This is a genomic window from Pseudomonas sp. Irchel s3a10 (assembly GCF_900187525.1).
Lineage (GTDB): Bacteria > Pseudomonadota > Gammaproteobacteria > Pseudomonadales > Pseudomonadaceae > Aquipseudomonas > Aquipseudomonas koreensis_G.
Map to the genome: position 1 here is coordinate 741,223 of NZ_FYDR01000001.1, position 25,806 is coordinate 767,028.

Annotated in this window: 10 protein-coding genes and 1 pseudogene; 8 read left to right on the plus strand and 3 right to left on the minus strand. The window is 60.6% G+C overall.

Annotated features, from left to right (window positions below):
• Positions 1-74 precede the first annotated feature (74 nt).
• The 7 genes from CKW11_RS03230 (at position 75) to CKW11_RS03260 (ending at position 7,478) form a co-directional block, all read left to right on the plus strand.
• Positions 75-428, plus strand: coding sequence for a hypothetical protein (locus tag CKW11_RS03230; protein ID WP_095136368.1), 354 nt, complete (start codon positions 75-77; stop codon positions 426-428).
• Positions 429-635: 207 nt separating this feature from the next.
• Entirely contained in the window at positions 636-1,595 is a 960-nt protein-coding gene (locus CKW11_RS03235; protein ID WP_003218556.1) for a MoxR family ATPase, read from the plus strand.
• Positions 1,596-1,600: 5 nt separating this feature from the next.
• On the plus strand, positions 1,601-2,545 hold the full coding sequence (locus CKW11_RS03240; RefSeq protein ID WP_027613096.1) for a DUF58 domain-containing protein: 945 nt from the start codon (positions 1,601-1,603) through the stop codon (positions 2,543-2,545).
• Positions 2,542-3,039 (plus strand): DUF4381 domain-containing protein, encoded by a 498-nt coding sequence (locus CKW11_RS03245; protein WP_007968588.1) that lies wholly within the window; start codon positions 2,542-2,544, stop codon positions 3,037-3,039. Before CKW11_RS03240 ends, CKW11_RS03245 begins: the two co-directional genes overlap by 4 nt.
• Entirely contained in the window at positions 3,032-4,111 is a 1,080-nt protein-coding gene (locus CKW11_RS03250; RefSeq protein ID WP_095136369.1) for a VWA domain-containing protein, read from the plus strand. Before CKW11_RS03245 ends, CKW11_RS03250 begins: the two co-directional genes overlap by 8 nt.
• On the plus strand, positions 4,108-5,844 hold the full coding sequence (locus CKW11_RS03255) for a tetratricopeptide repeat protein (RefSeq protein WP_095136370.1): 1,737 nt from the start codon (positions 4,108-4,110) through the stop codon (positions 5,842-5,844). Before CKW11_RS03250 ends, CKW11_RS03255 begins: the two co-directional genes overlap by 4 nt.
• Positions 5,841-7,478, plus strand: coding sequence for a BatD family protein (locus tag CKW11_RS03260; protein ID WP_095136371.1), 1,638 nt, complete (start codon positions 5,841-5,843; stop codon positions 7,476-7,478). Before CKW11_RS03255 ends, CKW11_RS03260 begins: the two co-directional genes overlap by 4 nt.
• 88 nt (positions 7,479-7,566) lie before the next feature.
• Here the strand turns inward: CKW11_RS03260 and CKW11_RS03265 are convergent, their stop codons facing one another.
• Entirely contained in the window at positions 7,567-11,190 is a 3,624-nt protein-coding gene (locus CKW11_RS03265; protein WP_143499901.1) for a hypothetical protein, read from the minus strand.
• A 276-nt stretch (positions 11,191-11,466) separates the two neighbouring features.
• Between CKW11_RS03265 and CKW11_RS03270 the strand changes: the two are divergent.
• Positions 11,467-11,982, plus strand: a pseudogene (locus CKW11_RS03270) (protein BatD); the annotation flags it as partial.
• A gap of 201 nt (positions 11,983-12,183) precedes the next feature.
• Here CKW11_RS03270 and CKW11_RS03275 read toward each other — a convergent pair.
• Positions 12,184-12,639: a hypothetical protein gene (locus CKW11_RS03275; protein ID WP_095136373.1), complete on the minus strand. Its 456-nt coding sequence runs from the start codon at positions 12,637-12,639 to the stop codon at positions 12,184-12,186.
• A gap of 3 nt (positions 12,640-12,642) precedes the next feature.
• Positions 12,643-25,614, minus strand: a complete 12,972-nt coding sequence (locus CKW11_RS03280) for a hemagglutinin repeat-containing protein (RefSeq protein WP_095136374.1) — start codon at positions 25,612-25,614, stop codon at positions 12,643-12,645.
• Positions 25,615-25,806 lie beyond the last annotated feature (192 nt).

Consider the following 25,806-nt stretch of genomic DNA (forward strand, 5'->3'; position numbering starts at 1 on the left):
AGCAGAAATCTTCCCGGACTGGCAGAATCGCGCCCAATTGCGACCAACACCCCCTCCGAGGCAGGAATTCCCCCATGCAAATGACCACCGCCCTACTGATCGTCAACCCGTGCGACGACGAAGAAGACAACATGGCCATGCTCTGCTGCCATAGCGACAAGGGCGACATGTTTCTGATGAGCCGCTATCCGGACGAAGATGAGCTGGAGATCACCCTGGATGGTGAGCCTTCGACGCTGGATGGCGTGAAAGTCACCCTGAGCAAGACCCTGCTGAAGATCGAGATCGCAGCGGCGGATGCCGATGCGTTGAATGGGGATGATGTGCTGGAGATCACTTTCAATCCGGATATGGTGGATCTGCCTGAAGTTGAAGAAACCCTGAAGAATATTCTGGATGGCACCGGGACCTATATCAGCCAGATTTGATATCGGCTGGACTGGCCTGCTCGCGATAGGGCCGGTACGGGCAACCAATCACTCCCCTGCTACAAAATTCCAACAAATCCCCCAGTCATTTCCCGCACTTTGCGCAAAATGCCGTTAGTCGCCGCCCCCCTCGATGGATTAAAGTAACGCCCCCAGCCCCGGCGTTATCCGAACGCCTGCGGCCACCCTTTCCAGGAACAGTCACCGATGGAACATCGTGAAGCGCTGCTGGCGCTGCGAACCTTTCTTTCAACGCAGATTCTCGGCCAGGAAAAACTCATCGAGCGTTTGCTCATCGCCCTGCTCGCCGACGGCCACATGCTGGTCGAGGGCGCTCCGGGTCTGGCCAAGACCAAAGCGATCAAAGAACTCGCCGAGGGCATCGAAGCCCAGTTCCATCGCATCCAGTTCACCCCGGACCTGCTGCCGGCCGACATCACCGGCACCGAGATCTATCGCCCGGAAACCGGCAGTTTCGTGTTCCAGCAAGGGCCGATCTTCCACAACCTGGTTCTGGCGGACGAAATCAACCGGGCGCCGGCCAAGGTGCAATCGGCGCTGCTCGAGGCCATGGCCGAGCGTCAGGTCAGCGTCGGGCGCAGCACTTACGAGCTGTCGCCGCTGTTTCTGGTGATGGCGACGCAGAACCCGATCGAGCAGGAAGGTACCTACCCGTTGCCCGAAGCGCAGCTCGACCGCTTCCTGATGCACGTGAAGATCGGCTTCCCGGATGCCGCTGTCGAACGCCGGATCCTGCAACAGGCCCGTGGCGAAGCGCTGAATGGCGAAACCAAACCGGAACGCCGGGTCAGCCAGCAGGCGATTTTCGCCGCGCGCAAGGAAATCCTCGGTCTGTACATGGCCGACGCCGTGGAGGAATACCTGGTGCAACTGGTCATGGCCACGCGCACCCCGGCCAAGTTCGACCCGGAAATGGCCGAGTGGATCGCCTATGGCGCCAGCCCGCGCGGCTCAATCGCCCTCGACCGTTGCGCCCGGGCCCACGCCTGGCTGGCCGGTCGCGACTTCGTCAGCCCGGAAGACATTCAGGCCGTACTGTTCGACGTGTTGCGGCACCGCATCATTCTGTCGTTTGAAGCCGAAGCCGCCGGCATCGACCAGGATCGGGTGGTGCAGCGGATTCTCGACGTCGTAGCCGTCGCTTGACCCCCATGAACGCCCCCCTGCCGTCCGAACCGGGCATCCGCATCAGCCTCACCGACCTGATCGAGATGCGCCACCGTGTGCGCGAAGTGCAGCTGTTTTCCACGCCAAGCCAGCGCAGCCCGCTGATCGGCCTGCATCACTCGAAATTCCGCGGGCGCGGGGTCGACTTCGATCAGGTGCGGGTCTATCAGGCCGGCGACGACGTGCGCACCATCGACTGGCGCGTGACCGCGCGCACCCAGGAGCCGCACACCAAGCTGTTCCATGAAGAACGCGAGCGGCCGATTTTCATCATGGTCGAGCAAAGCACCCGGCTGTTTTTCGGTTCCGGGCTGATGTTCAAGTCGGTGCTTGCGGCGCAAGCGGCGGCGCTGATCGGCTGGGCCGCATTGGGCCATAACGACCGGGTCGGCGGGCTGGTGTTTGGCGACAACGAGCATTACGAAATCAAACCGCGCCGCAGCAAGCAGAGCCTGCTGCAATTGCTCAACCGCCTGGTGAAGGTCAATCAGTCGCTGCACAGCGAACGCGAGCCGGATCGCGACGCCCTCGGCGTGGCGCTGCGCCGGGCGCGTGAGGTGTTGCGTCCAGGCAGTCTGGTGATCGTGATCTGCGACGAGCGCGCGCTGTCCGACAGCGCCGAGCAGCAACTGAGCCTGCTGTCGCGTCATTGCGATCTGTTGTTGTTGCCGCTGTCCGATCCACTGGACCACGCCCTGCCCGCCGCCGGGCTGTTACGGTTCGCGGAAAGAGGTGCACAACTGGAACTCGATACCCTCAATTTCGAGCTGCGCCAGACCTATCGCGCCCAAGCCGAAGCACGCATCGCCCGTTGGGAATTGCTCGCGCAAAAACTGCGGGTGCTGTTGATGCCGCTGAGCACGCAAAGCGAGATGGTCGAGCAAATGCGCGAGTTCCTCAATCCGCAGCGCCCGGGGAGCAGTCGATGAACGGCCTCGAACAACTGCAACCGCTGATTTCGCCGCCGCCGATCGACTTCTGGCCACCGGCACCGGGCTGGTGGCTGCTGCTGTTATTGCTGCCGCTGCTGGGCTTCGCCGTGTGGCGTTTGCGCCGGTTCATTCCGACCAGGAAACGCCCGATCGTGCGCGCCGAACAGCCGCTCGATCCGGTGCGCATCGCCGCGCTGGCCGAACTGGCACAAATGCCCAAACCCTACGACGGCGCACCGGCCGGGGCCTGGCTGCAGCAGCTCAACGGTCTGCTCAAACGCCTGTGCCGCAACCACTACCCCTACAGCCAGAGCCACACGCTCAATGGCCGCAAATGGCTGGCGTTTCTCGACAACCGTTGCCCGGCTGCCGGCCTGACGCGCTGGATGGTGCTGGTCGAAGGCGCCTACAAACCCGAATGCAAACTCGACGACAAGGCTATCGCTGGCCTGACCCAAGCCGTCGACACCTGGATTCGCAAGCATGTTTGAGTTCGCCTGGCCGTGGATCTTCGTGCTGCTGCCACTGCCGTGGCTGATGCGTCTGGTGCTGCCGGTGGCCGACAGCGGCGAGCCGGCGCTGCGCGTGAGTTTCCTCTCCGACCTCGAAGGCCTGGCGCGGCGCCGGGCCCGCGCCAACCTGCCGGCGTGGCGCCAGCAAGCGCCGTTCCTGCTGCTGTGGCTGTTGCTGCTGAGCGCCGCCGCGCGTCCGCAATGGCTCGGCGACCCGTTGCCGATTGCCTCCAGCGGCCGCGATCTGCTGGTGGCGGTGGACGTGTCCGGCTCGATGGATTTCCCCGACATGCAGTGGCAGGACGAAGACGTCAGTCGCTTGTCGCTGGTTCAGCATTTGCTCGGGGACTTCCTTGAAAGCCGTGATGGCGACCGCGTCGGTCTGATCCTGTTCGGCAGTCAGGCCTATCTGCAGGCACCGCTGACGTTCGACCGGCATACCGTGCGCGTCTGGCTCGATGAAGCGCGCATCGGCATCGCCGGCAAGAACACCGCCATCGGCGATGCGATCGGTCTGGCGTTGAAGCGCCTGCGCATGCGTCCGGCGCAAAGCCGGGTATTGATTCTGGTCACCGACGGCGCCAACAACGGCGGCGAAATCGATCCGCTGACCGCAGCAAAACTGGCCGCCAGCGAAGGGGTGAAAATCTACCCGATCGGCATCGGCGCCGACCCCGAAGACAGTGGCAGCACCGGCCTGCTCGGGGTCAATCCGAGCCTGGACCTCGACGAGCCGGCCCTCAAGGCCATCGCCAACGCCACCGGCGGCCAATACTTCCGCGCCCGCGACGGCAAAGAGCTGCAAGCGATCCGCGACACCCTCGATCAACTCGAACCGGTGACCCAGCAACCGACCCAGGCGCGCCCGGCGCAAGCCTTGTATCAGTGGCCGCTGGCCTTTGCCCTGCTGCTGAGCCTGTTGCTGGTCGCCCGCGAATTGTGGCCGGACAACCCGCTGCAACGCCTGTTTACCAAGGAGCTGTATCTGCAAAGTCCGTTGCCTGACTGGCGCGAGCGTCTGAAGCGCCTGCGTCTGCGGAGGCGCCGATGATCGCGCTCTGGCCGCACTGGTTCCGCCCTTGGTGGCTGCTGCTCCTGCCGCTGCTCGGCTGGCTGATCTGGCAACTCTGGCACCGGCAGAAACGCGCCGGGCGCTGGCAGATGATTCTGCCGCCGGCGTTCCACGCGACGCTGCTCAGCGGAGGCAATGGGCGCACCAGCAAACTGCCGTGGGTCGCCCTCGGCGTGGCGTGGCTGCTGACCATCGTCGCCCTGCTCGGGCCGAGCTGGGAACGCGTCGAACAGACCAGCCAGAAGCCTGCCGATCCATTGGTGGTGGTGCTGGAGCTGACCCCGGAAATGCTCGCCACCGACTCGCCGCCAACGCGACTGGAACAGGCCCGGCGCAAGCTGTTTGACTTGTTGCAGGCGCGCAGCGATGCGCAGACCGCGATCGTCGTCTACGCCGGCAGCGCGCACACGCTGGTGCCGCTGTCGGATGACTTGGCGACCAGTCGCAATCTGCTCGACGCCCTCAAGCCATCGCTGATGCCGGAAAGCGGTCATCGCGCCGATCTCGGTGTGAGCAAGGCGCTGGCGTTGCTCAAGCAAGGCGCACTCGGTCAGGGGCGGATTCTACTGATCGGCTCCTCGCTCACAGATGAAGAACGCCAAGGCATTCGCCGCGCCCTCGGCGAGCAATCGGCGCAACTGCTGATGCTCGGCATCGGCACCGCTGAAGGCGCACCGATTGCCCAGGAAGACGGCAGTTTCCTCAAGGACGAACAGGGCGCGATCCGCGTGCCGCAACTCGACAGTCCGAGCCTTGGCGCATTCCTCGCCAGTGTCGGCGGCGAGTACCACAGTGCGCGGCTGGACGAGACCGATTTGCGCGCCCTCGGCCTGCTCGATGGCCCGCGCAGCTTGCGCGACGATGGCCAGACCGTGCGCCTCGACACTTGGGCCGATCAGGGATACTGGCTGTTGTTGCCGCTATTGCTGCTGGCCGCCTGCGCCGGACGGCGTGGCTGGTTGTTCTGCCTGCCATTGCTGTTGTGCCTGCCGCAGCCGAGCTACGCTTTCGACTTCGAAGACCTGTGGCTGCGCCCCGATCAACAGGGCCTGCACCTGCTCAAACAGAAGCGTCCGGCCGAGGCTGCCGAACACTTCGAAGATCACCAGTGGCAAGGGCTGGCGTTGTACGAGGCCGGCGATTACAGTGGCGCCGCTCAGCGTTTCGCCGAAGGCAGCGATGCCCGCGCCCACTACAATCGTGGCAACGCCCTGGCGAAAAGTGGTGAGCTGGAAGCGGCGATCGATGCCTATGAACAGGCGCTGGAACTGCAACCGGATTTGCGCCCGGCGCTGACCAACAAGGCCCTGGTGGAAAACCTGCTCAAACAGAAGAACACCCCGCTGCCGGTCGAGCCGCAGCCACAACCGGCGCAGCCGAACGTGCCCGGCGATGAACCACCGCCAGCGACCGCGCCGCCACCCGCGGTGAAAAGTGACGCCCCGAGCGAGGCTCAGCCCGGCGAGTCGGCCAGCGAACCGCCACCGACCACCCCGCCGCAACCGGGACCCGATGAAGTGCCGGGCAGCGATGAAGCGGAAGAAACCGACACCGTGCCTACGCTGCGCCCGAGCGAGGACAACCTCGAAGGCGAGCAACGTCAGGCACTGGAACAATGGCTGGGCAAGATCCCGGACGATCCGGGCGAACTGCTGCGACGCAAATTCTGGTACGAACAGCAACAACATCAGGATCAGGAAAAAACTCGATGACCCGTTTCACCGCTCTCTTGCTGCCCCTGCTGCTCTGCACGGCCACCGCCCAGGCGGCCGAGCTGACGGCCAGCGTGGATCGCAGTCGCCTGAACTCCGGCGAGACGGTCGAACTCACTCTTGAAACCAGTGATGTCACGCAGTTCGGCAAACCCGACCTGACCCCGCTGGAACCGCTGTTCGAGGTGCGCGGCACACGTCAGGTCAACCAGTTGAACACCCTCAATGGCGACAGCCGCGCCACCACCCGCTGGATCATCACCCTGCTGCCGAAAGAGAACGGCAGCGTGGTCATTCCGCCGCTGCAACTGGGCGAGGTGCAGAGCCAGCCGATTACCGTGCAAGTGGTCGAGAGCGACACCCGCGAAGAACAGAACAACCTGGATCCGGTGTTCATCGAGGCCAGCCTCGACCAGTCCAGCGTTTACGTGCAGGCCCAGGCGATCCTGACCCTGCGCATTTACCACTCGGTGTCGCTGTACGACGACAGCAGCCTCACCCCGCTGCAAATCGCCGACGCGCGCATCGAGCAACTGGGCGACACCCGCACTTACGAGAAAGACATCAACGGCGTGCGCCATGGCGTGATCGAGATGCGCTATGCGATCTACCCGCAGCACAGCGGCTTGCTGACCATCGCCCCGCAGACCTTCAGTGCCACGCTGGTCGACACTCAGCCCGCTCAGGACACGACCGCGCAGGGCTCGAAACCCGGCAAGCTGCTGCGCGTCAGTTCCTCAGAGATTCCGCTGACGGTCAAACCGAAACCACTGACCTACCCGGCCGATGCGCCGTGGCTGCCCGCGCGCAGCCTGAGCCTGAGCGAAAGCTGGAACCCCGAGCCGGATCACCTTCAGGTGGGCGATTCCCTGACCCGCAGCCTGACGCTGAAGGCCGAAGGCCTGGCCAGTTCGCAGCTACCGGCCCTGCCCGCCACAGAGGCCAACGGCCTGCGCCGTTACCCGGATCAACCGGTGCTGAGCAACCAGAGCGGCGAGCGCGGCCTGATCGGCAGCCGTGAAGAACGCGAAGCGCTGGTGCCCAGCCGCAGCGGCAGCATCGAACTGCCGACCGTCGACGTGATCTGGTGGAACACCTTCGAAGATCATCTGGAACACACCAGCCTGCCGGCGCGCACCCTGCAAGTGGCGAACAACCCGACCCTGCAGGTCGACACCCCGACCGGCAACCTGCAACCGGGCGCCGCCGATAACGATGTGTTGTGGTGGTGGAAACTCAGCACCCTGATCCTCGCCTGCACCACCCTGCTCGGCTTCGGCCTGTGGTGGCGTGCGCGCTGGCAACCGGCGGTGCATCGCGCCGCCCAAACCGGGCCGAGCCCGCGCACCTTGATGGACGACATCAAGCGGGCGTGCCAGGCGAATGATCCGCAAGCGACGCGGCAGGCACTGGATGCATGGGCGCGGCAGCAGCCGGAGACACTGGCGGATATGGCGGCGCGCTTCGTACCGCTTTCCGACGCCCTCGACGGCCTCAACGGCGCGCTGTACAGCGAGACCGGGCAGCATTGGCAGGGCGAGGATTTGTGGCGGGCGATCCGCACGATTCCGGCGGCGGAGCGGGTGCAGGATCCGGTGGGTGACAGTGGGTTGCCGCCGCTTTATCCGAAGTAAAAAGCAAAAGATCGCAGCCTGCGGCAGCTCCTACAGGGATCACGTGTAGGAGCTGCCGCAGGCTGCGATCTTTCAGGCGTTGAAGGTGTTATGACGTTTGTTGGCTTTCTGCCGCTTCAAGCAGTCGCGTCTCACGCATTCCCAGACCACGGGACAGCGCTGTGGCTTCGTAGAAGATTTTGCCGTTGAGCTGGTCGGCGACAGCATCGCTGTTACCGCCGGCCGGGCCACGCCCCCAGGTCACGACTTCGCCGCTGGAGGTCAGCGCGGCGAAGGCATGGGTGTTGCCATAAATGGCGCGGACGTTGATCAGTCGGGCCGCAATGGCCTCCGGGATTTCACCACCTCGATCAGCAGTCCCCCAGGCTACAACGGTGCCGTTGGCCCGCAGCGCGGCAAAAGCAACGCCTGTGCATACCACCTGGACGACGTCAATCAGTAATGCAACCGGTGTTGGAATTGCCTGTTTTCCCCATCCCACGACACGCCCACTGCTGAGCAATGCGACGAATGATCCTTTGTTACCCGTTACCGTGCGGATGTCTGTCAATAAGGTGATCGGCGCAGGAACGCTTGCGCCACTTGAAGGGTACCCCCAAGCAACAACACTGCCATTGCTGCGTCGTGCGGCAAAGGCTGCTTCGGCCCCGCTCAGTTCCACAATGTCCGTAAGCAGTTTGATCTTGCCAGGCACGGATCCCCCGTAACCGTAGTCTCCCCATGCCACTACCGCACCATTGGCACGCAGGGCTGCAAAGGAGTAGCTGGTAGCGACTACATCAACAACGTCAGTCAATGCCGCGATGGCCGCAGGCAAATTACCTCCCCAGGTTTGGTGCCCCCAAGCCACTACCGAACCATTGGCACGTAGCGCAGCAAAGGCGTAGAGGTTGCCAATCACTCTGACGACATCCCTCAGCGCAGATATCGGCTGTGGAAGTGTTGCCCCAAAATCAGTTCGTCCCCACGCCACCAAGCTCCCATCGCGACGCAGCGCACAGAACACATAACCGTTGCCACTTACGGCTACGATATCCCGCAAAAGACTGATGGGTTCCGATACATCTCCCCCCATTCCCCTCAGCCCCCAAGCCACTACCGCACCAGTGGCCTGTCGTGCCGCAAAGGCATAACCGCAAGCACTGAGCGAAACGGCATCAGAAATGGCGGGTAACGAATCCCCCAGATCCCCACCACGGGCAGGCTTACCCCATGCCACCAAGGCTCCACGTTCGGTGCGCGCCGAAAAGGCGGCGCTATTTTCTTCTTGGCTGGCTACAAAATTCCCGTTCCCGCACAGGTTCTGCGGATTGATCGTCACCTGATCATCACTGATCCGCACATGCAGCAGCCGGTCCGGACGGGTGTCACGGAACGTCGCACCACTAACCTCGCCCTCCTCGCCGTTATAACGCCACCAGGCCTTGACCGGCTGCCGGGTGGTTGCATCCAGCGCGGTCAACCACGCAGTCCCGCCGCCATACATCTGGTAATTACCCCGCGAGCGCGCGCCCATCACCTGCAACCGGCCCGTCCCCAGCGAAGCACGCACGTCATAAACCGCCACCCGCGAATACTGGCGACCACCGGCCTGACGCACCACGGTGCAGTCCAGCGAGATCTCCCGCCCGACGTTGGCCAACACCACCGACTGCGGCACGCTGATCAGTTTGTCGCGCCCCGCTTCTCCGCTCTCCACGCGAAACGGCACGATGGCGGTACCGCCGCCGGCAACGCCGATCCAGCGGATCTCGCCGCTGTCGCCCACCCTCAGGCCATACGCCGCAGCCAGACGCACGGTTGCACCTACCGCTGGCACCGCGCTCGCATCAATCTGGTCGCCGCGCGCGTCGTCAATTGAGGGCGGATCGAAATCCAGCAGGGCATTGCCGACCCGCAAGGTCAGTGGAAAGGAGTAACCCAGGGTCTTGCCGTCACGCACGATGAAATAGTCGATTACGATCCGGCGATTGAGGTTGTTGGTCACAAACTGTTTCGGCACCGTGAACGGCACTTCCTTACCCGCAGTTTGCGCTGTAAGACGCAGTGAGCCACTGGTGCTGCCGTTACCGCCCGTACCGCGCCAGCGATAATTCACCAGGTCTTCGGGCTGTGTCTGCAGATACGGCACAATCAATTTACAGCCCAGCGGCGCGACGGCTTCCGGATCGATCAACGACGTGCCAGGCACCGCCTCTTCCACGCGCGGCGCCACGAACAGCGGTTGCACTTCGCCCACCTGCATCTCGAACGGCAACGACTCGCGCACGTTGAGTGTCGCCTCATCATCATTGGCAACGGTATAGAAAACCGAGACCTGCAAGCCGTCGAAACGCTGGATCTCCGCGTTCGAGACATTGCGCAACACCGGCTCGTCATCCGGCACATCGCCAACCGGGCGCGGGTCTTCGTAATAGACGATGGCGCCGCCGGGACGCGTGGCCTCCCAGATCAGCGTCAACAGGTCACTGGCGGCGCGTCCCGCAAACCATGGAATGCGCACGGTGGCCCAGCGTTCGTCCGGGTTCAGCGTACCGGTAGGGGCTTCGTCCACCGTAGGAGACGGCAGTCTGAAGGCCTCCCCCGTCACCGAGATACCGACGGTTTTGGACGACCGATCGGCCACGCCCGTTCGCTTGAGTATGTAGGAGACACTGGCCCGGCCTTTGGCAATGGCGCGTACCTTGTCGTTCGGCACAGTGAACACCAGCGCAACACCAACTCGCGTCACCGGCAGCTCTACCGGGCCATGGTTGATCGGTGCGCCCTCGGCGTTGGTTCCTCGCCATGTCAACGCGACGACATCCTGCTCCTGGAAGGTGCCAGCGGGGGTATTGACCAGAACCTTCACGTCGTCATCGTTCAATTCGTCGAGGTCGATTTCGTAAGTTTGCGGATCGGCCTCCACCACGATAGGCGCATCGAGCCGATTTCCTTTCAGATCCACCACGACTCGGGTTGGCGCCGACCACAGGGAACGTGGATCGGGATAGTTGCCACACTCGTCGATCACCTGGTACATCACCATCACCCCGGCGCTGTCGCCCGCCTCCTCGATCAGTGCTTGATCGATGGTCACGACCAGCGGGTTGTCGTTGGGGTCGTCAATATGTTTTTGCTCGACAAGGACGTTTTTCTCTACGCTGCCCCACGCCACCTTTACACGGTCGTTGATACGCATGAAGGGGTACGGCAGGATCGTGATCGGCACACCCGCCGCGGCCTCCTCGGGGCCGACGCCATTGTCGATGATGCTTTGGGGAATGTGGTAGCGCAGGTTCTGGTTGCCGGGCGTGGAAAAGTCGTCATCGAAACCGCCCGGGCGATCCAGTTTGACCAGAACCCTCTGAAGCGGCGACTCCTCCGGTGCCTGGTTCGCGCGGGTCACACTGTAGAACACGGGATAGGCATCCCCCCTGCGGATATGCCCCTCGTCGATGACCCCTTTGACGATTTGGTTTTCATCCTCGAGTTCGATGGTTTTACTCCAGACCGGCACCGTCCCGTCGGCCCAATAAACCTTGAATTCGTCGCCCTCCTCCATGTGCAGCCAGGGGCTCACCCGAAAATGCACGCCCCCTTCCACACCGGCCACCCCCAAACCACCGTCGTAGCCCTCCACGGGGGTCGCGAATTTACTGATGGTCATGGGCCTGAGTGCGTCGATATCAGGATCAGAAGACGTAGAGGCTGATGGTGATTGCGTTTTCATACAAGCAACTCCTCAAGTGACAGAAAGCCCCGGCCTGACGCCTTGGCGACTGCGGTATCCCATCACCCGAAGCTGCCGGCCAGCTACTGTCAGATCTGACAGTAGCGACAGACGGCATCCGCCACGACCTCCTGATTTCTCAAGCCTTTGGGGAGGTCCGCCCGTTTGCCAGTAAACTCCACCCTCTTTAGCCGCCTATCACTTCCCCGCCGTGTGAAACGGGGAAAGACTACGTTTTCGCAGTACTTTCTAAATGTGGTCTGTCCCCATTTACGCACTAGCCTGCCGGCGCGCACCCTGCAAGTGGCGAACAACCCGAGCCTGCAGGTCGACACCCCGGCGGGCACTCTTCAATTGAACGCCGTCGATAACGATGTTTTGTGGTGGTGGAAACTCAGCACACTGATCCTCGCCTGCACCACCCTGCTCGGCTTCGGCCTGTGGTGGCGTGCGCGCTGGCAACCGGCGGTGCATCGCGCCGCCCAAACCGGGCCGAGCCCGCGCACCTTGATGGACGACATCAAACGGGCGTGCCAGGCGAATGATCCGCAAGCGACGCGGCAGGCGCTGGACGCATGGGCGCGGCAGCAGCCGGAAACTTTGGCAGACATGGCGGCGCGGTTTGTGCCATTGTCGGATGCCCTCGACGGGCTCAATGGCGCGCTGTACAGCGAAACGGGGCAGCATTGGCAGGGCGAGGATTTGTGGCGGGCGATTCGTACTATACCGGCGGCGGAGCGGGTGCAGGATCCGGTGGGTGACAGCGGGTTGCCGCCGCTTTATCCGAAGTAAAAGATCCAAAGATCGCAGCCTTCGGCAGGTCCTGCAGAGTGGGCACGTATCCCCTGTAGGAGCTGCCGTAGGCTGCGATCTTTTGATTTTGATTGAGGTAGGGAGGTAGGCGGCACGCAGGTTGACACGGCGCTTGACGGCGTTTACCTGTACTCAACCTCATCCCCCTTATTACGCTCAGCGGAGCGACCGTTTAGTCGCTCAAGCATCGACTTCCCTCTTCAATTTTTCTTTGAAACTGAGCACTTCCGAAAGAGGTACGACCCATTCGGAAATCTTGTCGCCATCTTCGTTAACCACCTCGCGCTCACCGACGTAAGTATTGACATCGTCCCCATTAAACCCGAGAACAACGTCGTCTAGAAAAACCACACTATTCTGAATGTGAACAGACTCTCCAACAAAATACAAAACCCAAACCATCAGGAAATTTGCCAACTCTGGATCAAGCATTGAAGTAACCAATACAGAGTGCTGTCTCCTTTCGAGACCACGGCAAAGCGATGAGTACCAGCTACTCAAGTATTCCTGCCTGCCCCAAAAGGAGATCGGAGCAAAGAAGCTTTCCTCTTGGTCACCCAGTCGGATCAAGCCACGTAGAGCTTGGACTCCAAAGTGCTCGGAAGGCTCTTTCTCCAGCAAGATTTCAAAGCTCATTATTTAATCCTTCACCCAGTTCAAATCTTTATCGTATGTACCGACACGTCTACCTTTTTTATCAAACACTTTCCATCCACCCGTTACGTTATGCCCATCCACGTCTGGCGTTATGTATTTTTTTCCATCAAAAAATACCGGTTGCCCATGAGAGTCGAATGGAGCTTTCTGGGGAGGAATGCGTCGATCGAATCCTAAACGCGCAGCAGCCTCCTTGAATTCGGCTCCTCTTTTCAGATCTGAAGAGCCACCACTGGTATGTCTTTCACCAGACCGGTCGCGAACAGCCAAAACTCTACTGCCAGCTTTGATACCCAGCGATTGCAGCTCACCGAGAACCGCATCGACCAAAAAGCGTGCCGCTACAACGTTTCCGTCACCATTGAAAGGATGTTGGATTTTATCTTCCTGATGGGCTGCCTTGCCTTCCGTATTTAGCTCAATCACTTCACTTTCAGGCACACCAAGGAAAAGCGCCGCCAGCTTGACAGCGGCCTCATCTTTGTACTGTTCAATCTTTCCATCCGTAGCGGCGTTAATGGCAGCATTGAGCGTAATGGTCAGCATGAATTTCAGTGGCCCCATTACAGCTTGCGCTGCAACGGCAATCGCTTGAACCTGCTCAAGAGGTAATTTATCAGCGAGCAGCAGTACATCCTGCAACTGACCGAGGGCTTGCCTGCCCATTTTGATTCCTGTCCCCTCTACAAAAGAAGGGTCAAGATAAATGACGTCTTTTTTGCCGCCACTGCCGTCATCTTCAAGGCTGAACGAACAGTCCCCTCTGGTGACACACGACTGCACTTCCTTGTCATAGTTCTCCGCCAAGTTGGCGAAGTTGCTCAAGCCCTGGAAGATTCCAGCATCCAGCGATTTCAAATCGGAAGGATCGAAGCCTCGTCGAACAAGATTTTTCGCGACATCCAGTGCCTTCTCGTCACCCAGACTCTCACGGGCCAATGAAGGCACGTCATCAATGTCAAGTCGTATAAGTGCGATTTCTGCCTGTACGTTTTTTGCGGCATGCACGGCAAAAAGCGCTTGGTTGAGCAGCGTCTTATGAATGTTGGTAACGTTATCGCCCCAACGCTCGAGTGTCTCTAACGGATGGCTAACGGCATCAAGGGAAGTATTGCTTACATACAACGTCGTGCGATGTTCCTCATCCTTGGTGACCTCATAGGCCTTGTTCACATCACGATTAAGACCCGCCGTGGAATCCTGACCGGTGACCTTGTCGTTACGCACGACAATCTGACCTTCACCCACGGTGGCATTCAGCGTCTGCTGACGATCCTTGTCGTACTTGTAGCCCTCCACGGCCCAGCTGTTTTTGCTTTCGCCTTCCATGCCCTTGTTCGGCTTGTCGGCTTGGGCGCCACCGCCCCCGCCATAACTGCCGCTGACATTGAGGTAATACCCGTGCTCGTTATCCTTGCCCGTGATGTTGCGGTAGCCGAGGGTGTCAGTGTCGAGTTTCAGGTTGCCGTTGTCGGCACTGATCACCGAGCCATCGAGTTGCGTATGTTTTTCGGTACGGATGTCGACTTTGCTTTTGCCACTGATAACAGTCTGATTGTCGACCCAGTTGGTCTTGCCGTTGGTCTCGCCATAACCCAGCGAGCCGCTGACTGTTGCACCGAAGCTCACCGCGACCGTCAGGCTGGCGTCGAACTCCTTGCCTTCGACCTTGCCGGTGTTCGGCACAGAGGTCACGGTCAGGTTACGACCGACATCACCGATGACTTCGTCGCCACGCAAAGTCGCGCCAGCGATATTGGTATCGCGACCGCTTTCGAAGCCCAGTTTGTTGCCGGCATACAGATAGGCTTCTTGCTGCTTGACGCCCTCACGGTTGAGATCGCCGATACCCACATTCGCCGAACCATAAATCCCGAAGCCATCCTGGCCGGCGATGATGCCGCCCTCCGCACCCCAGCTACGCCGATCGTGCGAACTCTCGTAAGCGTTTTGCGCCGAGAGAATATTCAGATCGTTACCGGCCTTGAGGGAGATATCACGATCAGCGGTGGCGCGGGTGCCGATCAGGGTCAGATCGTTTTCCGCGTCAAGGTTGATGCTGCCACCGGCATTCAACTGGGTTGCCGTCGAAGTGCCCTGAGTCGATTTGCCTACGGTGCCGGCATTGCTGACACCTACGCCGAGTTTGAAGCCGCCGGTGGTGCCCCCTTTGACGCCACCCTTGCTTTGGGTCGAATGCTCGTCACTGCTTTCCGAGCCATGCGCAACGTCAAAGGTGATGTCTTTGCCTTTGACGTTGATGTCACGGCCGGCATTGAACTGGCTACCGCTGACGTTGACGTTGTTGCCAGCGTCCAGCGAGATGTCATTACCTGCAGAAAGTGTCGACGGACGTTGAGTAACCGACGTTTGAGTCTGGCTGGAACTTACGCTCGAGCCGCCGATATGTCCGTCAAATTTCGGTCCACTGAAGAACTGATCCAGCGTATCAACCGACTTCAGTACGCTTGAGCCCTTGCTGACCCCATCTTCACCTTTGCCAGTGCCTTTGAGACCCTCCATGGTGTTGCCGATGTTGTAGGCGGTGGTCACGGTGATGCCGTTACGTTTGATGCTGTCACGGATGGTGACTTCGCTGGCCTCTTCCTTGGCATCGATGTTGATGTCGCGATCGGCCTTGAGCTTGATGTTGTTCTCGGCGGTCAGATCGGAACCTTGCTGGTTGATGTCGCGACCGGCGTTTACATTGATGTTCATCCCCGCATCGATGGAGCTGCCCGCTGCGGTGTAGCCCTTGCTGTTGACGCCATGTTGAAGGGTTTCGCTGCCAACGAACGTGGTGAAGGCATTGCTGTCGATGGTCTGCATGATCCCGACGCTTTTGTCCGTCTCCCAAGTATTGCTGCGCTGCTGATCGATCGAGGCGACTACGTTGACATCGCGGCCGGCATCGAGCGAAACGCTGTTATCGGCACTGATTCCACTGCCAATGACGTTGATGTCGCGAGATGCATTGAGAATCGCATCGTGCCCGGCATTGACCTGGCTGCCAATGCTGTTGGAACTGACGACTTCACGTCCGCCATTGTGCGAGGCACCGACGGTAATATCGGCTCCCAGCCCCGGAGTACCGGCAAAGACACCAATGGTGTCCTTGAGCGACATACCCAGTTTTTTCTTGTATTCCTCGGCTCGGCTGTACGCTTGGTCATCCGCAGACGACAGGGTGATATCACCCTCCTTGTCCACGAGACCGGCATGCAGTTCAGCATCATTGTCAGCATTGACTTCACTGGCGTTCAGACGAACATCGCGTCCTGCCAGGACCACGGCATCATGCCCGGCGTTCAACTGGCTACCGACTTGAGTAACAGCAGTCTGTAAATGGCTGCTGCCACTTTTCGACAAGCCGAATGTACCGGTCTTGGTTTTCTTGGTGTAAGAGCCGGATTCTTCTGTAGCGGAAAGCACAGCCACATCGTTGGTCGCACCGACGACGAGATCTTTGCCGGCGTTCAATTGACTACCGATGATGGTGACATTGCGCCCGCCATCCAGACTCACGGCGCCGTCTTCGTCCTTGGACGAGTTGACGGTCAAGTCACGTCCAGCCTCGATCACGGAAGCGACGTTCTCGCTCTCATAACTTTCTGTCGTGGTGGTTTTGCTGCGCCCGAAAGAGCCCTTTTTCTTCTTGTAGTAATAAGAAGAACTTTCATCTTTGGCCGAGGCAACGGTGATGTCCTGAACCGCATCGAGGCTGACATCTTCCGTAGCCTTGATCCGACTGGCGATGATGCCCAGATCGTTACCCGCGTTCAGCGCGATATCGCGACCGGCGTTCAATATCGACGACTGTTGCGTGATGCTGTGGGTTTCGTTCGCGCGCTTCTTGCTGCGCGAGACGTAGTCACTCTCGTCGGCGGCCGAAGTAATGACAATGTCATGGCCTGAATCGACGCTGAGATCGCGCTTGGCATCCAGCCGACTGGCGACCACTGCCACGTCACGATCAGCGCTGATCGCCAGGTCCCGCCCGGACGTCACTTCAGCGCCGTGCTGGGTAATGGTCTGATTGAGGTAACTGCCGCCCCGTGCATCGGTGCTGCGGTTTTGCACCGAAGTGATGTTCACATCGCGATCTGCATCGAGCGTCATGTCCCGGCCGCTTTGCAGAACCCCGCCGATGTTGTTGATGTCTTTGCCGGACTTGACCGTAAGATCATTGGCCGCTTCGATTCGCGCAGCGTTATCCAGATAGTCACGGTGGTACACACTGCCACCGCGGCTGACATCGACACTGGTCACATCACGCTGGTTGATCACGCTGCCGTTGGTGGCTGTGAGGCTGACGTCCTTGCCGGAAATGATGCCGCCGGATTTGTTGATGATGTCGTTGCCGGCCTTGAGGGTCAGGCGTTCGCCGGCTTCGATCAGGCCGGTGTTGGTGAGGTTGTTACCGGCTTCGGCCGACAGGTTGTTGGAGGCTCGCAGCGTACCGGCGTTATCGAGGTTGCCGCCGGCGATAAGAGTGACGTCGCTGCCCTGAATCAACGCCCCGTTAGGCGCCAAGCGGTTGTTGGCCTGCGCCAGATACAGCACCGGCACCAGCACTTTCTCACCGTTGACTTCGTGCTCTTCGAGCCAGACGATGTCGTGAGTCAATGCCGCCACTTGCTGCGCGGTCAAGGTAACGCCCATCGACAGGTTGAGTTGGTCCTTGCTGGCGATGGCGTTGTTCATCAGGTACTTGAACATCCCTTCGTCAGAGGTCTGGCCGTCGATGAAGCGCTGGCCGGTGCGGGCCACCACGGCCTGCTGCACCATGCGTTGTTCAAACAGTCCGTCGCCCAGGCGCTTGGCGCTGTTGTCCGGGTCGTAACCGAGTTTGCCCAGCAGATAGTCCGAACTCATGAACTGCTTGAGGTCGGTCAGCGCCGGGTTGGTTTCGATCAGATATTTGTGCGGGTTGGAGCGCACGCTGGTGTCGGGTAGGGCCTGCACGCGTGGAACGTCGAAGGAAACGTTGCCACGAGCGGGCATCAGCACACCTACCGGCCCGTCACCGGCAGCGGCATTGACGTTGATGACAGCCGTCTTGTCATTGAGATTCAGCGAAGGACGGCTGGCCAATGCCAGCTCACGGTTCTTCACCGAGACTGGATCGTTTTTATCGAACTGGAGGTCTGTTGCATGCCTGACCGGCATGCCGCCCGCATGTGTCGAGGGTGCGGCCGTGATGGAGCCAATCGTCCAGTCCTTGCCGGCTACGATCGCTTGCTCGCTGCCGTCCTTGCGGCTGAGGCGGAATAGACCGTTGTCGCCGGTCGGCAGGGTGAAGCCCGGCAAGGCCAGTGGGTTGACCTGTTGTTGGGCGAGGTCTGGAGGAAGCTGGGCGTTGATGCGGATGACCGTCGGGGTGACTTGACCCGCCAGTTGCGTGGAGCCTAGGCGAGACGCTCCGCCGGCAGCGGCGTTACCGTTGCGAACGACGCCGTTGTCCAGTTTGTTTGTCGCGTTGATATAGACCGTGCCGCCAGCCTGAACGACTGCGTTGGCATTGGCCGTCGGGCTGCTTTCGGTAATCTTCGTGTCGAAGGGGACCGCGTTTTTGATAATGTCCGGGGCTTCAGCACGCACGCCCGAGTCATAGCTTGGCGCAGCGTAACTGTATTTCCCGTCGTGTTCGATAGCGATCGAGCCGAACAGAAGGTATCTGATCGCCTCACCACCACTTTGACGCCCTCCTATTCGGGTGAGCGATTCGACGTTATTCATGTCCCAGGTGTGAATATTGGGAACCATCCTGATCTTCCCGTTCACAACACCTGTTTGCCCCGAATCATAATCCGGATCGTTCGCGGCGTTGTAATTCAGGACGTCCTGCCAGAAGCTCCAGCTCCTGCTGGCCTTGGGTGCATCAATCCAACGCGTGACGGTGTAATCCCCGACAGTGGCCCCTTGGTTGGTGAAGTTCTGGACGTTGAATGTCAGATCGTGGCCAGCGCTGACGACCGACGCGTCATTGATGAATTCGCGACCGTTCCCTGTCAGGTTGCGCCCGGCGGTCAATGTGCCCGATGCCGAATCCTTGACGATGGTGGAATGGTATTTTTCTTCCCAGACCAGGTGGCTGGGCAGGCGACTCTCGAAATTGATGCCACTGAACGAGGTACACGTCGTGCATCGGACACCAATTGTTCCCGAGACGAGTCCGCCACCTGCGGCGACCTCGAACACATCCTTGCGATTCTCGATGTGATCCGCCGCCAGACTCAGATCACCCACGCTTTCAATGGTCGCTGAAACGTTGTTGATCGACGAACTCCAGCCGTTGCTGTCATCTCGGGCAATGCTGATGTTGCCGATGCCATAGATGTCGGCGTAGCGGTTGGTCAGCGTGCCGACGCGCAAGGCCATGTCGCCGCCGCTGAAAATCAGCCCGTTCTGGTTAAGCAGTGAATCGGTGTTGACGCGCAGATAGCCGGCGCTGCCCAGCGTCCCGTTGTTGGTCAGCGATGCGGCATTGACGGTCAGGCTGTCTGCCGACGTCAGTCGGCCCAGGTTGGTCAGGTTGCCGCGACTGGTGATCGTGGCGGTCGTCGCACCGGTGATGCTGGCCGCGCTGCTCAGTTCGATTCCGGACGCGGTGAGGCCAAGATTGCCTACACTGCTGAGCCGACCGTTGCCGCCATAAGTGCCGCTCAACTGGATATCGAAATTGCCACTACTGGCAATCAATCCGTCATTGTTCCAATTGCCGCCACGTCCAATCAACTGATTGGAAGCAAGCAACTGGCCGCTCGCAGTCTGCACAAAATTGCCGACATTGACCGTCAACCGCCCAGCCTGAATCACGCTGCTGTTGGTCCAGCTGTCCGCGTTCAGCGTCAGGCCGCCGAGGGTCACCAGCGAGCCGCCGGCGTTCATGACGTTGGCGGTCGAGATGCCGAATTCGCCGACGCCGACATGGGTGATCGAGCCGCCGGCATTGAGCAGGCTCGGCGTGGCGAGATTGAAGTCGTTGTTGGCGGTTTCCACCAGACCGTTGCGGTTATCGAACTGGCTGCCGATCTGGAAATCGGTTTTTCCGCCAGCGCCCAGCGCGCGCAGTTTGCCGCCCTGGTTGTCGAGGTTGGCGGCGCGAATCGTCAGTGTGCCGGCACTTTCAATCAGGCCGTTGCGGTTAGTCAGACTGCCGTCGACACCCAGCTCGATGCTGCTGCCGCTGATCTGGCCGTTATTGTTGCTCATCAGGCCGGCGATGGTTTTCACCACGCCTTTGGCATAGATTCCGCCGCCGCTGTTGTCGAGGGTGTTGCCGCCGGCATTGAGCAGGATGTTGCCGGTGTTGGCGGCGATCCGTCCGCCGTCGCTGTAAATGCCGCCGAGTGCTTGCAGGTCGAGGCGACTGCCTTCGATCTTGCCGCCCTGGCCGTTGCGCAACACGCCGTTCAGGCGGGTTTGCAGTAGACCGTTGAGGCTTGAGAGCACACCGCCACGGCTGTCGAGGCTGGCGGCGGTGAGGTTGAGATTGCCGTTCTGGGCAATGATTTTGCCGCCCTGGTTGTCGATCGCACCGTTACCGGTGTTCACGGTCAGCGCGGTCATGCTTTGCACCGCGCCCTTGGCGTTGTTCAGCGCGGCGGCAGTGAGGGTCACGCCGGCGTCGCGGCTCGACAGCAGGCCGTCGGCGTCGTTGCGCAACGTGCCGCCAACGGTGAGGTCCAGTTGGTTGTTGGCCGAGACGGTGCCGCGTTGGCTGTTGTTCAGATCGCCGCTGGTGAGCAGGCTCAGCAGGGTCTGACTGATCAACTGGCCGCCCTGGTTATCGATGCTGGTGGCGCGTTTGATCAACAGCGCTCCCGTGCTGCCGAGTGCGCCGTTGACGTTGGTCAGGGCGCCGAGCAAATCGAGGGTGACACTGTCGTCACCGACCAGACTGCCGCTGGTGTTGTTCAGTGGCCCGCCGGTGAAGGTCAGGGCTTTTTTCGCCATGACGTTGCCGGAGGTGTTGTTCAGGCTGGCTGCGCGGATATCAAGGGCGTCGCCACTTTTGATCAGACCACCCGAAGCGTTGCTGATCGCGCCGCCGGTCATGGTCAGGGTTTGTTTGCCGTCACTGCTGACCGTGCCGGCGCTGTTGTCCAGACTGGCGGCCGTGATGGTCACTTCGCCGAGGCCACCGATCCCACCCTTGCTGTGGTTGAGCAGCGCGCCGCTGAGGTCGATGTTGACGTTGCCGAGCTGGCTGGAGATCGCGCCTTCCAGGCTGTTGTCGAGGGTGCCGCCGGTGAGGCTCACCTTTTTCCAGCCGGAGAGCAGACCGTTCTGGTTGTTCAGGTCGGCCGCTTTTACGGTCAGTTGATCGTTGCTGATCAGGTTGCCGCCACGGTTATCGAGGCGGTTGCCGGTGAGGCTGAAGCTGTTGACGCTGGAGAATTCGCCCTGCTGGTTATTCAGGTCATGCAGGGTGGCGATGCTCAGCACGCCTTTGCTGTTGATCACGCCGTTCTGGTTATTCAGGTCGCGCAGATGGGCAATGCTCAACCCGCCTTTGCTGCTGATCACACCGTCCTGGTTGTTCAGATCCTGCGCGGTGGTGCCCAGATCCATCGTCAGGCCTGAGACGCCGACCAGCGTGCCGCCCTGATTGTTCAGGCCGGTGCTGTTGAGGGTCAGTTGTTGCGCGGCCTTGATGCTGCCCTTGTTCTGGTTGGTCAGCAGGCCAGCGACCTTGACCTCGATATCGCTGTCGCTGAGCAAAACACCTTCGCCGCTGTTATCCAGACTCGCCGCGCGAACCTGCAGCGCCGCCGCCGCGATCTTGCCTTTGATCGAGGTCAGCGCGTTGTCGATCTGCAGGGTGAGTTTCTGATTGCTCAGCAGTTGGCCGCCGCTGTTATCCAATGACTTGGCGATCAGTTCAAAAGCCTGCTCGCTGGAAATCTCGCCGCCACGGTTGTTCACGTCAGCCAGATTCTTCAACGACAACTGACCCGGCGCACTGATGACGCCGCCCTGGTTGTTCAACGCGCCGCCGTTCAGATCGACACTGACATCAGCATTGCTGCTGAACAGCTTGCCGCCCTGCTGATCAAGACCTTTAACAGTGGCGATCACGGTGTTGCCCGCGCCAAGGCTGCCGGCGGTGTTGGTCACCTGGCCGGCCGTGATGTGCAATTGATCGGCAGAGTAAATGCTGGCCTGGCTGTTGTTGAGGTCGCCGGTGCTGATGTTCAGTTTGGTCTTGCTGCTGATCGCACCGTTTTGCTGGTTGTCGAGTGTGCTGCTGTTGAGCGTGAGATCGCTGTTGGTCAGCAGTTTGCCGCCCTGGTTGCTGACGGCGCCGCGCGTGTCGATGGTCAGCGCGTTGGCGCTGGAGACCGTGCCGCCATTGTTATTGAGACTTTGCGCGGTGATCGCCAAAGCGCCTTCGTTGACGAGGCTGCCCTGTGCGTTGTTCAGATCCGCAGAGAGGTTGATTGCGATATCTTTCTGGCTGGTCAGACGTCCGCTGTTTTCCAGGGTCTTGCCCGTCAGGGTCAAGCCGCTGTCACCGGACAGCAGCCCCTTGTTGCGGTTGATGACGTCATTAACCGTCAGCGCCAGATTGCCGCCGGCGAGCATGTAACCGCTGTCGCTGTTGTCGAGCCAGGCGCCGATCAGGCTCACATCAGCCTTGCTCGACAGTTCGCCGCTGCGGTTGTCGATACGGTCGACGCTGAGCTTCAGCGCTTTTGTTGAACCGATCAGGCCTTCCTGACGGTTATCCAGACTGGCGGCCGTGATCGTCATGCCCTCGTCGGCGATGACCACACCGTTCTGGTTATCGAACATGCCAGTCACGCTGAAATCAACATCGCCGCGCACACGAATGTCGCCGCTGTTGTTGTTCAGACTGTCGCTGCGACTGTCGAGGCTGGCAGAGGCAATCACACCTTTAACGTTGCTCAGCGCGCGCTCGACGACCAGGGTGAGCTTTTCATTGCTCAGCAACTTGCCGCCGTCGTTATTCAGGCTTTGCGCGTTAACACTCCAGGCCTTGGCGGCCGAGATTTCACCGGCACTGTTGTCGACGTCCTTGAGGTTTTTCAGCAGCAACTGGCCCGGCGTATGAATATTGCCGCGCTGGTTGTTGAGCAGGCCGTTGTTCATGTCCAGGGTCAGGTCGCTGTTGCTGAACAGCTCGCCGCCGTCCTGTTCCAGCAAGGTCAGCGAAGCCTGAAGTTTCTGCTGGCTACCGATGCTGCCCCCGGAGTTGTCCAGGTGCCCGGCGGTCAACAACAGCGAGCCATCGGTGGCGATGCTGCCGCTCTGACGGTTTTTCAACTCGCCGGTGGTCAGCGTCGAATCGGCCTTGGCGCTGATGATGCCACTGGCGCTGTTATCCAGGCTGCCACTTTTGAAGGTCAGACCCTTCTGCGAGACGATCAGGCCGCCCTGGCTCAGTACCGCGCCGGTAGCGGTCAGCGCCATTGCTTCAAGGCTCGACAGTTTGCCCAGGCGATTGTCGAGGCTGCCGGCGGTGAGGATCATTTGCCCTTCACTGCTGATCAGGCCTTGCTGGTTATCCATCGCGCCGTCGAAGGTCAGCCCCAGACTGTTCTGACTGACGATCCGCCCAGCGACGTTATTCAACCCGGTGCCGCTCAGGGTGCTCGCGCCCTTGCTGAATATCAGGCCGTTGCTGGCGTTGATGATCTGCGCGACTTTCGCCTCCAGCGTGGTGTCGGACAACACTTTGCCGCCCTCGCTGTTGTCCAGGCGCGACCCGTTGATGTGCAGGTCCTGCTGGCTGGAGAGCGAGCCGCCGCGGTTGTCGATCTGGTCGACGTTGACCGTCAGGGTCTTGAGCGATCCGACGAGACCGTCCTGATGGTTCTGCAGTGCCTTGCCAGTCAGCAACAGATTGCCTTCGGCGACCAATTCACCGCCTTGCTGGTTCAGGCTTTCGATGTTGGCGTCGACATCGCCCTTGCCGGAAATCCGTCCGCCATCGTTGGTGACATTGTTGGCCTTGAGGCTCAGCAAGCCGGTCGAGGTGAGCAGACCGCCATTGCGGTTGTCCAGCGTGTTGCCTTCGAACGTCAGTGTGGCCTTGCTTTCAACGCGGCCCTTGTCGCCGTTATCCAGTTCACTGATCAGCAGTTTCGCCGCCTGATCAGCGCGAATCGTGCCGCCGCGGTTGTCCGTATTGGCGCTGGTAACCGTCAGGGTGTTGAGGCTGGAAATCTTGCCGGCGCGGTTATCCAGGCGCGTGGCCTGCACGTCCATCGCTGCGTTGGCCTGGATCAGGCCTTTATTCTGGTTGTCCAGGCGATCGCTGATGCGCGTGGTCAGCGTGCCTTCACTGGTCAACTGGCCTTGCTGGCTATTGTCGAATTGCTGTGCGCGCAGGGTCAGCGCTTGTCTGGCGCCGATCCGGCCGCCGTTGCTGTTGTTGATCGCGCCGAGGGCGGTGATGTCGAGCAACTGCCCGGCGCTCATCACGCCGGCGACGTTATCCAGCGAAGTAACCGTCAGCACTGCATCGGTCTGGCCGCTGAGTTCGCCATTGCGGTTAATCAATTGACCGATGTTGCCAGTCAGTCTGGTCTGGCTGTTGATCACGCCTTTGTTGTTCAGCACTTGAGCGGCGTTCAGGTTCATCGTGCCGCCGCTCAGTACGCGTCCGCTATTGCGGTTGTCCAGGGTGCCCGCCGTGATCGCCGTGGTTTGTCCGCTGAGGGTGCCGCCCTGGTTGCTCAGGGTTTGCGCAGTGCTGACTGTCAGATTGCGGCTGGCGATCAGGCTTTTGCCGCTGTTGTCGAGGCTTTGCGCACTCAGGCTCAGATCACCGTTGGCGTTGCGGCTGCCGTCGGCATTGACCCCGGCCTCGATGACGCCGGCGTTGGTCAGCTGACCGCCGGCACTGAGGTTGATACTGTCGCCGGCAGCCAAGGTCTGGCGGTTGGTCAGATTGCCCTGGGTCTGCACGTTCAGCGCAGTGCGCGCGTACACCGGGCCTTGTGCATCGAGACTGGCCGCCTTGACGTTGACCGCGCCGGTCGCCGAGGTATCGGCCAGGCTCAATTGACCATTGGCATCAAGCTGAATATCGCCACCGCTGGCGATCAGTTTGCCGTCGAGCTTCACGCCGACCCCGGCCTCGGTGCCAACCAGTTTGATCGCCCCGGCGTACATCCCGCCGAGTGCCGAGGAGTCAATCGCCAGTTGCGGTTTGGTGCTACCATCATCGGCGCGGGCCGTGGCGCTGAGATGTTCAGCGTTGACGTCGTTACGCCCGGCGACGATGGTCAGGTTTTTCGCCTGGATCTCGGCGTTGATCTTCGCGGTGCGGGTGATGATTTCGAAGCGGTCGATATTGGTTGCGTTAAGCCCGGCGCCTTCGATGGCGACCGAGCCTTGATCGACCTGAAAGCGATCGAGGCGACCGTTGTCCAGCACCGGTTTGCCGGTGGTCAACGTGACCCGTGGCGCATTGATGAAACCGCAGCCGTTGCAGGTGATGCCGTAGGGGTTGGCCACGATCACTCGCGCCGACTGCCCCGCCACTTCGGTGTAACCGCGCAACTGGCTCGGGTTGCCGCTGATGACTTCGTTGAGAATCGCCTGCGCCGAACCGCTGTTTTTCAGGTTCGGGTTGCCGATGATGTGCCCGGCCAACTGGGTGTTCGAAGTTTGCGTCGAGCCGTTGTTGAGGATGACGCCCTGCGCGCCGACGTTGTAATCGTGGAACTGGTTGTGCGACAGCCCGCTGCCGTTAGGCGTGGCGATATTGATGATCGGCACGCCATTGCCGGCCCGATCCAGCGTGGTGTTCGGGTTGGCCACCACAATGCCGTCGGCCTGCGCCCACATCGGTTGCCAGAACATGACGTTGGCCAGCAAAAACGCCAGACCACGCTTGGGCATACCGCAGAATTGATCACGGCTTTTTACGGCGGCAGATGGCAAGCGAGCGAGAAAGGCGAACTGACGAACGTCCATGTGAAAATCTCAATGCAACAAGCAGGATGGGCGATTTGAAGGCAGGCGCGATGGTCCCGACGGGCGCGCGAATGGCGCCCGGCAGAGCAAAATCGGGTAGGGAGAAAGTTGCGCAAGGCGATCAAGCGTTGCCCGGTCGATCACGGCAAAAGCCATGAAAGCCTGTTCGTTCCCTCGTAGCGGCACACTGAT

Excerpts from the sequence above, each read along its gene's own strand:
- CKW11_RS03230 (WP_095136368.1), top strand. The coding sequence starts at position 75 with ATGCAAATGACCACCGCCCTACTGATCGTCAACCCGTGCGACGACGAA.
- CKW11_RS03235 (WP_003218556.1), top strand. The coding sequence starts at position 636 with ATGGAACATCGTGAAGCGCTGCTGGCGCTGCGAACCTTTCTTTCAACG.
- CKW11_RS03240 (WP_027613096.1), top strand. The coding sequence starts at position 1,601 with ATGAACGCCCCCCTGCCGTCCGAACCGGGCATCCGCATCAGCCTCACC.
- CKW11_RS03245 (WP_007968588.1), top strand. The coding sequence starts at position 2,542 with ATGAACGGCCTCGAACAACTGCAACCGCTGATTTCGCCGCCGCCGATC.
- CKW11_RS03250 (WP_095136369.1), top strand. The coding sequence starts at position 3,032 with ATGTTTGAGTTCGCCTGGCCGTGGATCTTCGTGCTGCTGCCACTGCCG.
- CKW11_RS03255 (WP_095136370.1), top strand. The coding sequence starts at position 4,108 with ATGATCGCGCTCTGGCCGCACTGGTTCCGCCCTTGGTGGCTGCTGCTC.
- CKW11_RS03260 (WP_095136371.1), top strand. The coding sequence starts at position 5,841 with ATGACCCGTTTCACCGCTCTCTTGCTGCCCCTGCTGCTCTGCACGGCC.
- CKW11_RS03265 (WP_143499901.1), bottom strand. The coding sequence starts at position 11,190 with ATGAAAACGCAATCACCATCAGCCTCTACGTCTTCTGATCCTGATATC.
- CKW11_RS03275 (WP_095136373.1), bottom strand. The coding sequence starts at position 12,639 with ATGAGCTTTGAAATCTTGCTGGAGAAAGAGCCTTCCGAGCACTTTGGA.
- CKW11_RS03280 (WP_095136374.1), bottom strand. The coding sequence starts at position 25,614 with ATGGACGTTCGTCAGTTCGCCTTTCTCGCTCGCTTGCCATCTGCCGCC.